Here is a 13,851-nt window from a genome sequence, read left to right as displayed (position 1 = left end):
GTTACTCCTCCCGTGATGGGTGCTGCCCGGCTTCGTGGCGCTTCTGCTGGCGACCGAGTTCACGCACCGTCATCAGACTCACCCCCACCAGCACCCCGAGGGCGCCACCGATCAGACCCGTCGCAGTGGGCGAGGTATAGCCCCCCTCCTGGATCTTCACATCGGGTTTATCCACCCGCGGGGTCGGGTTCTCTACCTTGGCGAGCTGGAAGATCCCCTTGCTAAAACCGACCCCCTGCTCGTTGCAACCATAACAGGGGTGACCGATGCCGACCGGCCAGATGCCGCCGCCCACATCGCAGAACTCCAGAGTCGAGCAGTTGCCGTAGGTCTCCGGCCCTTTGCAGCCCAGATGGTAGAGACACCAACCCTGACGGTGACCCTCATCACCAAACTCCTTGGCAAAACGCCCTGCGTCGAAGTGCGGACGACGCTCGCAGTTCTCGTGGATCAGCCGCTCATAGGCAAACAACGGACGCTTCTTGCTATCCAGCGCCGGCAGCTTGCCGTAGGTGATGTAGTAGGCAACCGTGGTGAGGAAGTTGTGGGGATTGGGCGGACAGCCCGGGACATTGATGATCGGGGTGCTGATATTGCCCAGCGCCTCTTCCAGACTGACGGCACCGGTCGGGTTGCCGCCGCTGGCAGGCACACCGCCCCAGGCGGCGCAGGAGCCGATGGCGATGACCGCAGCCGCGTCGGCGGCTGCACGGCGAATATGGTCGACGATAGGCTCACCGGCCACCATGCAGTAGACGCCACCATCCTTGAGCGGAATGGAGCCATCCACCACCAGCACATACTTGCCTTTATAGCGCTTGATGGCATTGTGCTTGTTCTCTTCCGCCTGATGACCAAAGGCCGCCGAGAGCACCTCGTGGTACTCCAGCGAAATAGTATTGAGGATCAGGTTCTCGATGGTGGGGTGCGTGGCGCGCAGCAGCGATTCGGTACAACCGGTGCACTCCTGCGCCCCAATCCAGATCACCGGCGGCCGTTCGGGGCTGGTGAGCGCAGTGGCCATCTTGGCGACGGCATGCTGACTTAATCCCAGGGTTGCGGCCATCCCGGCACACAATTTCATAAAATCACGGCGATTAATCCCATGAGCCGATAAAAAATTATCCTCGACCATTCTACTTATTCCCGTAGTGAGCACTTGTTTGATAAATGCTTAATAGCGGAAATGCTAAGGACTCACCCACCCTGCAGTATTGATCTCTATCAATTTCGACCGGCTTACCCCTATTTTCATAGCGAGCCACATCACAAATGAAATTAATTACCCCCAAAGAGATATTTAGCACCCCCGTAAATTTTATGAACTTAATTGGATATTAAATAATTAATCACCGCATATCCTCTCTTTCACTGTGAGCCAAATTAACATGATTGAAATCTTGGCTATACCGCTCATTTCACAATACTGATACCCACCAATAAATGATCCATTGAATATATCTTTACTCACCCCATTGCATATTCCATGCAATCACCCCTTGGCAAAACCCGACTTGTCGCCCCAAGCCAGAGTGGTCTCACGTCCAGCTGCCACCGGTAGCAGGCACGCCCTGCACGGCGCGATTTACCTGCATGTCGCTTGGTTTTGCCTGCATCTTGCCTGCGTTGCAGGGCGGCTCTTCTTGCGATCCCACGCAGCGCCGCCCCGTCTGGCGTCCCTGACGCTTAACCCGGATCAATGAAAAGATGCCGCCGAGGTATTCGTATCACCATGACTTCACCCACTCTTTATTGCCTTGCATGCCGATGAGTAAAATATCGCGCTCGCGCATATGTTTACGCACCGGCGTGAATCTGCATTCAAATTAGTTGTGAGCGAAAAAAGAAGGTGGAAGGCGGCCTGCAACATAGTGTTCATATTTAACTCGCGACGTATTCGCTCATCCGGTTACAGATGTTACCGCCAGCATTCACACTATTTACCTTCACGTCACCCCGCGTAATTAACCAGAGCGTAAATATCCATCCCCATCGATAAAGATGATAATTATTCTTGTTCAATAGCGACCCCAAAAAAAATTAGCAGGGATGATGATGACAAACGAGAGGCGTGTTAATCATCAACCGAGCAGTGGCGCCAGCAACTGCAGCGCCTGATCAAACTCGAACTCGTTGACCGCCCGGCTCACCTCTTGAAACGCAGCACGCAGCGGCGATGCACTGCCAGCCAGATCAGCCTCTATCTGCTGACAGAGCGCCAACGCCTGGGCATCGCTCTGTGCCAGCAAGGCCCCCAACTGCTGCAGTTGCGCCGCCAGCATCTCGGCATCGATGCCCCGGGGGGTAGCCACCGTCACGGAGGACGCTGCCAGTGCGGCTTCCAGCCCAGACAGCAGCGGCGTCAGCTCGGCCATCAGGGATGGCAAGCGGGTTGCGACCCCTGCGTCATCCCCCTCTTCACCGGCTCGCTCGAGCAGCGCCGCCTGCGTCGCCACACCGGTCGCCCCTATGGTACTGGCACTGCCCTTGAGGGTGTGAGCCAGACGCCGGGCCGTAACCTTGTCATCCGAGGCCCACGCCGAGTGGAAACTGGCTGCAAACCCCAGCTGTCCCTGCCAGAAGCGCTGCAACATATTGCGGTAGAGCGCACTGTCGCCCCCCATCACGGCCATGCCCCGTTGCACATCAAGGCCGGACACGCCCAGCCAAAGGGTCGCATCGTCAGTCACCTGCAACTTGCTGGCGGCCGCCAGCGGTCTGGCTGGCTTGATCCAGTGCGAGAGGGTCGCCAGCAACAGCGGCATATTCAAGGGCTTGGCGATGTGGTCATTCATGCCTGCCGCCAGCGCCTTCTCTTTATCTCCGGCCATGGTGCTGGCGGTCATGGCGATAATGGGGATCCCGGCCAGCGCCGGATCGGCGCGGATCAACCGGGTCGCGGTATACCCGTCCATTACCGGCATCTGGCAATCCATCAGGATGCCGTCAAACCCGCGATCTTGCGCCAGCAGAGCAAGCGCCTTCGCCCCATCACAGGCACAGACCAGGGAGATCTGCTGCTTGCCCAGCAGGGCCAAAGCCACTTCCCGGTTCATGTCGTTATCATCCACCAGCAGCAGACGAGCCCCCGCCAGCCCATGAGCGGGCAGCGCAACCTGATGATGGGGGCTTGCATCCGATAACGCCTCTCGCCCCACGGCGTCGCCCCCCTGCGCCTTACACAATGCCTGACACAGTGCCTGACCAAGTGCCTGCGGGGTAAACGGATGGGCCAGCACATCACAGATCGCCAACCCCTGCACAGCAACATGGCTGGCCACCAGTGCAGGATCGCCCGAGGTGATCAGCAAGATCGCGGGCGGTGCTGCCAGCGTGGCAACCTCCTGCAGCACCTCTGGCAACCAGCTATCTCCCTCCTGCCAGCCCATCATCACTCGATCACAGGGTTTGCCCGCCGCGATGCCTTGATGCAGCAGTGCCAGCACTGCGGCGGGCTCGTCCGCGCAGACAAGCTCAACAGGCAGCGCCGCCAACTGGTGGAGAATGGCCGCTCGCGAAGCAGGGCGCGGCTCCATCAATAGCACTCGCTGCGGCGCCAGCTGTGTGGCCACATGTTGCTCTTCATGACCCTTATCCGCCACGGTCGCAAGCCGAATACGGAAGTGGAACTCGCTGCCCTGCCCCGGGTTGCTCTCCACCCGGATCTCCCCATCCATCAATTGCACCAGATTGTGCGTGATGGCGAGGCCAAGGCCGGTGCCGCCATATTTGCGGGTGGTCGAGCTGTCGGCCTGCTCAAAGGAGTGGAAGAGACGCTGGCACTGCTCGGCCGTCATGCCGATACCGCTATCTTGCACACTGCCCTGCAGCCAGATCTCGCCAGCACTCTCGTTACTGCGGGCCAGCCGGACAATCACCTCTCCCTGCTCGGTAAACTTGATGGCATTGCTGGTCAGGTTGAGCAGGATCTGGCCAAGTCGCAGGGGATCGCCGCGCAAACGATCAGGCAGATCACCGGCCAGATCGAACAGCAGCGCCAGCCCCTTTTCCCGCGCCCGAAACGCCGTCAGATCAGCCAGCCACTCGAACACCTCGTTGAGCCGGAAATCCACCTGCTCCAGTTGCAGCTTGCCCGCCTCCATCTTGGAGAAGTCGAGGATGTCGTTGAGGATCCCGAGCAGGTTGTTCGCCGCTCTGTCTATCTTGCTCACATAGTTGTGCTGCTCGGGGGAGAGACTGGTTTGCAGCGCCAGATGGGCCATGCCGATGATGGCATTCATCGGTGTGCGGATCTCATGGCTCATGTTGGCCAAAAATTCGCTCTTGGTTCGGGTGGCATCTTCGGCGATCTGCCGGGCTTCGAGCATGGCGGCCTCCGCCTGCTTGCGGTCACTGAAATCGAAGATGATCCCGTCCAGATAGACGGCCTTGCCCTCGGCATCATAGGTGGCGAGTCCGATGGAGTAGACCCAGCGGATCTGACCACAACGATCGAAGATGCGGTACTCGTTGATATATTGCCGGTGTTCGGCAATGGCCTCGATGGTGTTGCGGTTGCTCAGTTCGAGGTCATCGGGATGGATCAAGTCACCAAAATCGCGGCGGTTGCCCACGCCGACAAAATCGCTGGCGGGATAGCCGGTCAATTTTTCCGCCTCATCGCTGACGAACAACATGGTCCAGGGGTGATGAGGCAGGCAGCGATAGACCATGCCCGGCACGTTGCGCACCATGGAGTGGATCCGCTGTTCGCTCTCATGCAACCGCTGGCGATCCGCAGCAATCCGATCATGGGCCTCCCGCATGGCCTGCTCGGCGGCACGGATCGGGGTGATATCGACCAGGCTGCCGACCGCGCCGCTACGCCCGCTCTCGGCAAGCTCGATCCCGGAGAGAAAATAGAGCATGTCCAGAGGACGACCATCCGGCGAGAGCAGACGCACCTCATGCTGCGTTCTGGCCTGACTGCCCGCCACCCTCTGCAAGGTGTTGCCCTCATCCACCGCATCCAGCCCGGCCAGTTGCGGCAACTCCGCCAGCCGCTTGCCCTCGACCGGGCGGGCGCCACCAAATGCGCTGGTAAAGGCGCGATTCACCCCCAGCAGGCGGCCCTGATTGTCGGTATAGAAGAGAGGATGTGGCAGGGTATCGATCAACGCCTGCTGGAAGGCAAACTGCTCGTTGCGCTCGCGAATGCTGCGGCGGCGCAACATCCGCCCCTGCCAAAGCAGCGCCGAGATCAGACAGATCAACAGGGCGGTCCCGAACAAAGCCACTCGCCGCCATCCTGACACGGCCTGATCCACATTGCCCAACAGCAGCAGCGTCCACTGCCCTTTGGCATCGTGCCACTCGATGGGCATGCGGCTCACCAGATAGCTATCTTTTCCGATCCTGACCTCACTGCCATCGAGTGCAGGCAGGATCACCGGCTGGCGACCCCGAGCAAAGTAGTGTCCATAGAGGCGAGAGGCAAAGAGCTGCTGTTGCCTGACGGCAGAGTTTGGACCCACCACCGCCATTTGCCAGTCGCTCTTGTTGCTGGCCATCACCACCCCGTCGGGCGAGACCAGCAAGCCGATGGCATTGCCCCACCCGGCCAGAAAGGTATCGAGCAGCGTCATTTCGTAGCGCGCCACCACCACCCCGGTAATGTCGCTTCCTTGCGCCCGATCGTGAGAGACCGGCGCCGCCACATAGATCATCCGCTTGCCGGTATTGAGGCTGACCCCGGCATCTACCGTTTCCAGCCCCTGGATCCCTTGCCTGAAATAGGAGCGAAACGACACATCCTGCCCGACGACATGGCGGCCAAGCGCATCCCAGTCTCGGACAATCACCCCAGCTTTGTTGGTAACAAAGGCATGATTGGCCTTCACCCCCTGCGCCAACACCTGCAGTGCCTCGCTGGGGGTAAGATCCCCCCGCTCGAGCAGTGATGCTTGCTGGATCTCGCGGTTGAGGCGGCCGGCCAGCTGCACCGCCCCCATCCCCTTGCTTGAGAGGGTCAATTGCTGCAGATTGTCGCCCTCGCGCTGAATGCGGGTATCCAGCGACTGGCGATACTCCTGCCGCTCCAGCTCCAGATAGAAGGCATCGACCAGCGTGGCCACCATCAGGGAGAGCAACAGCACGGCGACAATCTGCCAGAGACGGGATTTCATGGTATGCGGCACGCCTCTTCGTTCTGCCCGGCAATTATCAGCACCAGCGTCGCCTCACAGGAGAAGAAGTGGCGATAGAAGAGCTCATGAGCAGCCCATTCATCACCTTGTGGCTGTCAGTTTTATCATCAACCAGCAGCACCAGAGGACGAGCTGCGTCCGGGGCAAGATGTTCCATATCTCGTGTCTCTCCCTGCCAAGATGGAGGATGGCGGCCCTTGCCAGCCTTCCTCACACCATAACGGATCCCTGAACTGGCCGCCACGACAACCCGGTTGAAATTTGCGCACCACCATGCCCGCCCCAGCAAGTGGCAAGGGATAAACCGGATAAAAGGAAAAAGCGGATATGGGAGAGTGGCAGCGGCGCGCATCACAAGAGGGTCCGCGCCAACAGCCGTGGTGATATCAGATTGCTCTCGTTATCCCGTTGGGGATGTGCCAGCTTGCAGATTGATATTTCCAGCGCAAGGTAGCAGAGGTATCGATTGACCAAGGTCATGCACCCTATATTATCATGCTCAAAATAAGCTGGCAGGATACAGCGACAGATGGGCACATCAGATAGCCATATGGACATAGCAAAAATAATTTCCGGGCCCACGCTGGTGCTGGAAAAAGATAATGTGCACAGCGATGCACTCTGCCATCAGTTACGTGCCATTGGCATAAGCCAGATTACGGTGGTGGAGAGTGTCGAGGCGCTGGAACGGTGCATGGCTGATGGCCCCGCCGCCATGATCATCTGCAATATCGATATTGACTCGGCGAGTCTGCTCACGCTGCTGAAAAATATCCGCAGCACGGCACCTCATCACACACTGCCTTTTTTGACCCTGACCTCAGGGACCGATCGCCCATTGATCGAACAATTTGTCCAGGCGAAAGTCTCTGACATTATTTTGACCCCGCTCAAGCCCGATACCCTTAAAACCAGGATCACCCGGCTGCTGTTGGCAACCAGTCAATCGCAGCACCCACTCTCCCAATTCGACTTCGGCCGTTTGCACCGTTTTTCCAACAGCGATCTGGTCGCCAGCAATCAGGACAGCCCCACCATTTTAGTGGTTGACGATATTCCAGATAATTTGATGCTGATCACCTCGGTATTTCGCAAAGAGTTTCATCTCAAGCTGGTCAAGGATGGCGAAAAGGCGATCAGGATCTGCCAATCGGATAATCCCCCCGATCTGGTGCTGTTCGATATCATGATGCCCAACCTGAACGGATTCGATGTCGCCAGAATTTTGCGTGAACATCCCCACTCAGAGCACATCCCCATCGTCTTTATGACAGCACTGGATGATATCTATTCCCGTAAACGGGCGATGAAACTCGGAGCAGTCGATTTTATCACCAAGCCGATCGACATCGAGATACTGCGTTTTCGCATTGCCAATCTGATGCGGCTGGTGCATGCCAGAAAAGATCTGCAAAAAGAGTTCGATCAGATGCTTGAGCTCAACGCGCTCAAAGAGAGCCTAGAATTCAATATCCGCTATGAAATCCGGGAGCCGCTGCTCAATGCGCTACACCTGCTGGAAGAGCTGGCCGCCGACCCGGCGCTCAACATGGTCCAAAAAACCCAGCTCTCCATCACCAGAAAATCGGTGGGCGATGCGCTGGCATTGACCCGTCTGGCCTCCGAAATCTACCAGATTGAAACCGGCACCTTTGTGTTGAAAGCGGGTAAAGTCCAGCTCTTTGATATTTTCAACCGGCTCTCGGTGCAGTTCAAAAATCTCTATGCCGAGAAAAAGCTCGATATCAAGCTGACCAAACCCAAAAATTATCTCTATGACGAGCTGTTCATCGCAGGTGACGAATTTCTCTGTTATTCCGCATTTCAAATATTGATACGGCTCGCCTGCGAACATGCAACCCCCTCCTCCTGCGTGGAGATTGTCTGTCTGAAAAACCCTGACAGTATTATCTTGAATATTGATAGCTCGACCTTGCTGGATATCAGCCACGCCTTGTCGCTGTTCGATAAATCCCCCTCCTCTGATAACAAAGAAGCGCGCAGTCGCAATGGCTACCATGGCAAAATCATGCTGGAAGCCCATGACGCCACCGTGACGGTGTCGCTCGATGAAGAGATCCGGTTGCTGAATATCTCGGCGCACTTCCCGCAAAAAGAGGATTTCAACCCATATCCAGAGTGAGCCGGGTCCTCGTGCCCAGCCATGACATCGCCACGGATCATTTTTCGCTTCTGCGATGCGCGAATAAAACACGAAGGATTTATCACCCCCCTTCTATTCATCGTCATCTGGTCATCGTCATCTGGCGGTTTAACGCAACGGGGAATTGTTCATGCATGCAGCAATAAGGGCCAACACCATGAAGCCATCCATGATTCCGTTGGGTTATCTGTTTTATGTCCCATCCCGCCGTCCCATCCATTAAGGAGATAACATGAATCTCATTCGCCGCGTTATCCCCTTGTATGTCCACATTGCCCACCTGTTTCTGGGCTTGCTGCTGGTGTTTGCCCTGATCACCCTTGGTCACCAATATCAGCAGACCAAAACCATGTTGATGAATGAGGCGGAAGAGAGATTCAGCCTGATCGGCCAACTGACGACGCAGGAGCTGGAAGGGCTGTTCCGCTCCTCGGCCCTGAGTGTCAATCTGCTCGCCCAGCAGCGCCTGACCGAAGCCGACACCCTGGCAGCACGCATGGCGAACATCCCCTATATGGCGACCCTGCTAACAGGACAGCCCTCGGCTAACGGGGTCTATGCCGGTTACAACAACGGCGATATGTTCTGGCTGATGCGCTGGCCGACCGACACCGATGTGCAACACCTGACGCCTCCCGCCAATACCCGCTGGATCGTCCAAAGTGTCCGGCATCTGGAGTCTGCCACCCTCACGGATATCTTCGCGCTGGCCGACAACCTCGCCATCATCGCGCACAAACAGGTATCAGGACTCACATTTGATGCAAGAGAACACCCCTGGTTTATTCAGGCCAAGCAGGCCGGACGACTGGTGCAAACGCCCCCCTATATTTCGCTCGATTCTCAGGAGATGTACCTGAGCTTTGCCAAACCGATGCAAAACGGCGCTGGCATCATCGGAGTGAGCCTAAATCTGCGTTCCATCGAACACTTGCTCAAATCTGCCATGATCACCCCCAATATGCGGCTGGCCATTGTCAATGGGCAGGGGGAGCTGATTACCAGCCATAAAGGTGGGATGATCATTCACGGTGATAACGGGGCATATCGACTAGCCAAAGTTACTGAAGCCGACCTTCCCATGCTGCAACATCTGATCGATGCCAGCCAACGTCAGCATATGGATAAACTGACGTTTCAATCAGAAGAGCGCGATTGGCAAGGTATGCATGTTGAGCTGCCGGAAGCGGATGAATCACGGCTATCACTCTGGATTGCCGCGCCTGTCGATGAACTGCTGGCCAAGGCCATCACCATTCGCAATCAAACCTTCCTTCTGTCGGGTATCTTCCTGATCCTTGCGCTCTTCGCGGCCATCAAGCTGGCCAGAACCGCCGCCAGGCCCCTCGATGCCCTGACACAAGAAGCAGGGAAAATAGCCCACTTCGACTTCAACGAACCGGTCAGGGTCAACACCTATATTGCGGAAATCATCGATCTCTCCCAGGCCATGGGCGACATGAAATCGACCATTCAGCGCTTTTTGCAGCTTTCCACCTCCCTCTCCAGCGAGACCAGTTTCCCCCGCTTGCTGGTGCGGCTGCTCACCGAAATGCAGCAACTGACCGGTGCAACAGGCTGCATGCTCTATCTCTCCGATAGCGGCAACAAGACGCTGGATCTGGCGGGGTTGTGCTGGAATGGTGAGGTGCAGGAGCAAACGCCGACCCACAGTATCGGGACACTCAATCAGCCAAAACATCCACTGTTCCAGAGCTTGCAAGGGGTGGAACTGGAACCCGTTGCGTTGGTCTCCAGCGAATTGCAGATCCTGTTCCCCTACATCGAAGAGAGCGACACGCCGCTGACCTTCTGGCCGATAGCCCTGAAAAACCGTGATGGCCTACTGCTCGGCACCCTGGTGTTTCTGATCGATGAACGGAAGAAGTCCCTGACTCCGCAGCGGATGGCTTTTGTCAACGCGCTCTCCTCCACCGCCGCCGTGGCGCTGACTACCCAGCGACTGCTGGAGGAGCAGCGCAATCTGCTGGAAGCCTTTATCCAGCTCATCGCAGGGGCCATCGATGCCAAGAGCCCCTATACCGGTGGCCACTGTCAACGAGTGCCCGAACTGACCAAGATGCTGGCAGAGGCGGCATGTGAAGCCCGGGAGGGGCCATTCCAACACTTCTCGCTCGATGAAAAACAGTGGGAAGCAATACATATCGCGGCCTGGCTGCACGATTGCGGCAAGGTGACCACCCCGGAATTTGTGGTCGACAAGGCCACCAAGCTGGAGACCCTGTGCGATCGCATTCACGAGGTCAGGATGCGCTTTGAAGTGCTGAAACGGGATGCCGAGATCGCCTACTGGCAGGCACGACGCCATGGGGGTGATGACCTCGCGTTACAGGCCACGTTGCAACAGCAGTGGCAACAACTGGATGAGGAGTTTGCCTTCATCGCCCGCTGCAACGAGGGGGGCGAATTTATGGCCACGGAGGATATTACAAGGCTACAGCAGATCGCAGGCCGTACCTGGCAACGCACGCTCTCCGACCGGATTGGCATCTCTCAGGATGAGCTGGCGCGCAAACAGCGGGCCGCGGAGTCACCGCTGCCGGTCACCGAACCCTTGTTGGCCGATCGGCCAGATCACCTCTTCACCCGCAGCAACCGCGACCGCCTTGCCCCTGACAACCCCAGGGGATTTCAGGTCAACACTCCTGAATACCTCTATAACCGCGGCGAGCTCTACAACCTCGCCATCCGCCGGGGTACCCTCACCGACGAGGAGCGCTACAAGGTCAATGAGCACATGATCCAGACCATCATCATGCTCGAAAAACTCCCCTTCCCCGCCAACCTGAAACAGGTGCCGGAAATCGCAGGAGGACACCACGAGAAGATGGATGGCAGCGGTTATCCCAAGCGACTGAAACGGGACGAGATGAGCATCCCCGCCCGCATGATGGCCATCGCCGATATCTTTGAAGCGCTGACCGCCGGTGATCGCCCCTACAAGAAAGCCAAGTCCCTTTCGGAGGCGATCCGCATCATGGGATTCATGCAGCAGGATCACCATATCGACCCCGAACTGTTTGCTCTCTTTCTCCGCTCCGGCGTCTACCTGCGCTATGCCGAGCGTTACATGAGTCCGTCGCTCATCGACGAGGTGGATATCAGCCCCTATCTCGCCAATCATTGACCGCCACGAGGCACATGGGATGACCTGATATGTGCCGCCAGGGGGTCTGCACGCTGACCCGCCTGTCTGACACCGGTGGTCAACCCGATGCGCAATAGATCTGAAGAGGAGATTCACCCGACAGCCATGATAATCCTCTCCATGGAGCCTTGTTTGTGGCAGGGTTTATGGCTGGCCCCACGGACACTTGCCAATTGAGGAAATCGAACAAGAAATCGAGAAAAATCAAGATAGATAGCCAAATAAAATAACAAACTTAACTATCATTAATTTGAACGTTTGAAAGAACGTGACCACTTCACATGGATCCAGCGCAATGACCACTGAACGGGAACAGTTGATCCGCTCACTGTTTGATGAGTACATCGAGATGTATTCATCACGGGATGACCGGCTCACCACACGTTTTAGCGACAATTTCAGCGGTTTTGCAGGCAGCAGCGATGTTCTGGTTACCGATAGAGAAGAGTGGGTCCGGATAACCCGCCGCGATTTTGCCCAGATCCCGGACAGGATCCGCTTGGACATACTCGATGTAGCCCTGCAAGATCTGGCCGCTGACGTGGTGGCTGTCACCGCCTTCTTCCATATCCATCTACCAAAATCAGAACCCATCTTGTCTCGGCAAACTGCCAGGCTGGTGCTGATCTTTCGGCATGAAGCCATGGAATGGAAAATTGCTCACAGCAGTATCTCCATCCCTTACGGTCTGGCTCGCGAGAACGAGATTTACCCGATGACCAATCTGGAGGAGCGCCAGCATGAGCTGGAGCTGATTATCGAACTCAGAACCAAAGAGCTGGCGGAAGCGAACCGGAAACTGGAAGCGCTCAGCAATACCGACGGGCTTACCAACATTGGTAACCGCCGTCTGTTCGACAACTCATTGAACCAGGCCTGGGAGCGGTGCCTGGATACCGAGATGCCAATTGCACTCATCATGCTCGACATCGATCATTTCAAGCAGTTCAACGACCTCTATGGCCACGTTGCCGGTGACGAGTGCCTTCGATTGCTGGCCCATACCCTGGCACAATCCGGACGCCGCTCGGGGGAGTTGGTGGCCCGCTACGGCGGAGAGGAGTTTGTCATCCTGTTGCCACATGTCGAACATCAATCCGCCTACGAGATTGCCCAACACATACAGCGGCTCATTTTTGCTCTCGCGCAGCCACACGCACAGAATGCCACCGGCCTGGTGACCGTTAGCATGGGTGTCGCCTGCCTCAGGCCATCGGATCACCGGCAGCCATCAGAGCTGGTAAAACTCGCTGATGCCGCGCTCTACACAGCCAAGTCATCCGGCCGTAACTGCATCAGAGTGGCTGAGCCACGACATTGATAGGCCGGTAGTTTTTACCCTGTTATAAAAAACCATCCAGGATATAGCCTTGATCGGATTTTTGATCGCTGATGGCACCCTTGGTTTGCCCCAAGATCGCCGCCACATACTGTAGCGGCACACCATGATCCTTGAACACGGTTGCCACGGTATGCCGCAGGCTGTGGAAGGCTTCGCCTACGGGACGCTGATGACTGAACCACGGCCCCCCTGCCCTTTCCTGCACAAAGTCCATAAAGCCGCCAGCGATCAAAGAGGAGTGAATCGGGATCGGGCGAGCACTGTTAGCCGTCTTGAGCTGCTGCACATCGTCTGCGTACAGCTGACAGATCTTATTGGCTCTCGCGCCTTTATATAGGCCGAGCAGCGCAGTCCACTTGCGGTATGGCTTCTGCTCTCTCACCCACTGGTTCAACCGCTGTTTCTACGCAGAGGTATACCCGCTTCGACTCCACTGCTGAATGTTGCCCCGATGCCCCCATCAGCGGTGATTTATGTCCAAGCAAGATATCTTCATCTATTTGCACGGGCTGCCACTCTGGAATATATGAACGAGCTCGATACAGGATGGTAAATCCATGGGTATCCAAGTCACCCTGTTGATGCAAGACCAAAACCGATAAACATATAGCTTGGCTCCGGTTAAATAAGGTCATTATTTTCGAATGGCGATTGGTGCTGGCTTGATTATTATAGGGCTTGTTGATATAGCTAAACTCTGAATTTCAAACAAACAGATGAGGAAATTGTGAGAGATAACATCATGATTATGTTGCAAGGAGTAGATGGAGAACATGCTCTCTTCCAGTATGCAACAGCGTTGGCAAAAACATTAAATGGAAAATTGACTTTAGTCCATGTCATTTTCAATCAAAAAGAAAATGCTCGCGTTCTTAACGTGGATATACGAAGTTCAATCAGTGACCGAGAACGAGCGATAAGACAAAAGATAAATGAATGGCGATTAAGCACAGATATAATGCCCGAGATAGAAACGCTATTGACCGATGATATCAGCAATGACCTTCAAACCCAGGGTAAGAGCATGAAT

Annotated in this window: 9 protein-coding genes; 4 read left to right on the top strand and 5 right to left on the bottom strand. The window is 56.2% G+C overall.

The window, feature by feature from the left end; all coding sequences use genetic code 11:
- Position 1: 1 nt before the first annotated feature.
- The 3 genes from hybO to BN1115_RS22435 form a co-directional block, all read right to left on the bottom strand.
- A complete protein-coding gene (gene hybO / locus BN1115_RS17810) occupies positions 2 to 1,135 on the bottom strand; it encodes a hydrogenase 2 small subunit (RefSeq protein ID WP_042658199.1) in 1,134 nt (377 codons plus the stop codon).
- A 946-nt stretch (positions 1,136 to 2,081) separates the two neighbouring features.
- Positions 2,082 to 6,125, bottom strand: coding sequence for an ATP-binding protein (locus BN1115_RS21285; RefSeq protein WP_050070531.1), 4,044 nt, complete (start codon positions 6,123 to 6,125; stop codon positions 2,082 to 2,084).
- A gap of 37 nt (positions 6,126 to 6,162) precedes the next feature.
- A complete protein-coding gene (locus BN1115_RS22435; RefSeq protein ID WP_156135288.1) occupies positions 6,163 to 6,303 on the bottom strand; it encodes a hypothetical protein in 141 nt (46 codons plus the stop codon).
- Positions 6,304 to 6,750: 447 nt separating this feature from the next.
- Between BN1115_RS22435 and BN1115_RS17800 the strand changes: the two genes are divergently transcribed.
- From BN1115_RS17800 to BN1115_RS17790, 3 genes are all read left to right on the top strand, one after another.
- Positions 6,751 to 8,289 (top strand): response regulator, encoded by a 1,539-nt coding sequence (locus BN1115_RS17800; protein WP_167335567.1) that lies wholly within the window; start codon positions 6,751 to 6,753, stop codon positions 8,287 to 8,289.
- Positions 8,290 to 8,542: 253 nt separating this feature from the next.
- The gene (locus tag BN1115_RS17795; protein WP_042658197.1) at positions 8,543 to 11,458 is read left to right on the top strand and encodes an HD domain-containing phosphohydrolase; all 2,916 of its coding nucleotides are present in this window, start codon (positions 8,543 to 8,545) and stop codon (positions 11,456 to 11,458) included.
- A gap of 316 nt (positions 11,459 to 11,774) precedes the next feature.
- On the top strand, positions 11,775 to 12,800 hold the full coding sequence (locus BN1115_RS17790; RefSeq protein ID WP_042658196.1) for a GGDEF domain-containing protein: 1,026 nt from the start codon (positions 11,775 to 11,777) through the stop codon (positions 12,798 to 12,800).
- A 22-nt stretch (positions 12,801 to 12,822) separates the two neighbouring features.
- Here BN1115_RS17790 and BN1115_RS17785 read toward each other — a convergent pair whose 3' ends face one another.
- Both BN1115_RS17785 and BN1115_RS22985 read right to left on the bottom strand, forming a co-directional pair.
- The gene (locus BN1115_RS17785; protein WP_050070530.1) at positions 12,823 to 13,215 is read right to left on the bottom strand and encodes a site-specific integrase; all 393 of its coding nucleotides are present in this window, start codon (positions 13,213 to 13,215) and stop codon (positions 12,823 to 12,825) included.
- Positions 13,151 to 13,456, bottom strand: a complete 306-nt coding sequence (locus tag BN1115_RS22985; protein WP_425248157.1) for a Wadjet anti-phage system protein JetD domain-containing protein — start codon at positions 13,454 to 13,456, stop codon at positions 13,151 to 13,153. Before BN1115_RS22985 ends, BN1115_RS17785 begins: the two co-directional genes overlap by 65 nt.
- Before the next feature lie 107 nt (positions 13,457 to 13,563).
- On the opposite strand from BN1115_RS22985, the gene BN1115_RS17780 reads away from it, so the two are divergent.
- Positions 13,564 to 13,851: adenine nucleotide alpha hydrolase family protein (locus BN1115_RS17780; RefSeq protein WP_042658195.1), on the top strand; the 288-nt coding region annotated here is incomplete at its 3' end.

Source organism: Aeromonas allosaccharophila, assembly GCF_000819685.1.
GTDB lineage: Bacteria > Pseudomonadota > Gammaproteobacteria > Enterobacterales > Aeromonadaceae > Aeromonas > Aeromonas allosaccharophila.
The sequence above is the reverse complement of the archived record's forward strand: the minus strand, read 5'-3'. Positions and strand labels throughout refer to the sequence as shown.

Bases quoted from the DNA above. Each gene is read 5' to 3' on its own strand.
- hybO (WP_042658199.1), bottom strand. From the start codon at position 1,135: ATGGTCGAGGATAATTTTTTATCGGCTCATGGGATTAATCGCCGTGAT.
- BN1115_RS21285 (WP_050070531.1), bottom strand. From the start codon at position 6,125: ATGAAATCCCGTCTCTGGCAGATTGTCGCCGTGCTGTTGCTCTCCCTG.
- BN1115_RS22435 (WP_156135288.1), bottom strand. From the start codon at position 6,303: ATGGAACATCTTGCCCCGGACGCAGCTCGTCCTCTGGTGCTGCTGGTT.
- BN1115_RS17795 (WP_042658197.1), top strand. From the start codon at position 8,543: ATGAATCTCATTCGCCGCGTTATCCCCTTGTATGTCCACATTGCCCAC.
- BN1115_RS17790 (WP_042658196.1), top strand. From the start codon at position 11,775: ATGACCACTGAACGGGAACAGTTGATCCGCTCACTGTTTGATGAGTAC.
- BN1115_RS22985 (WP_425248157.1), bottom strand. From the start codon at position 13,456: ATGACCTTATTTAACCGGAGCCAAGCTATATGTTTATCGGTTTTGGTC.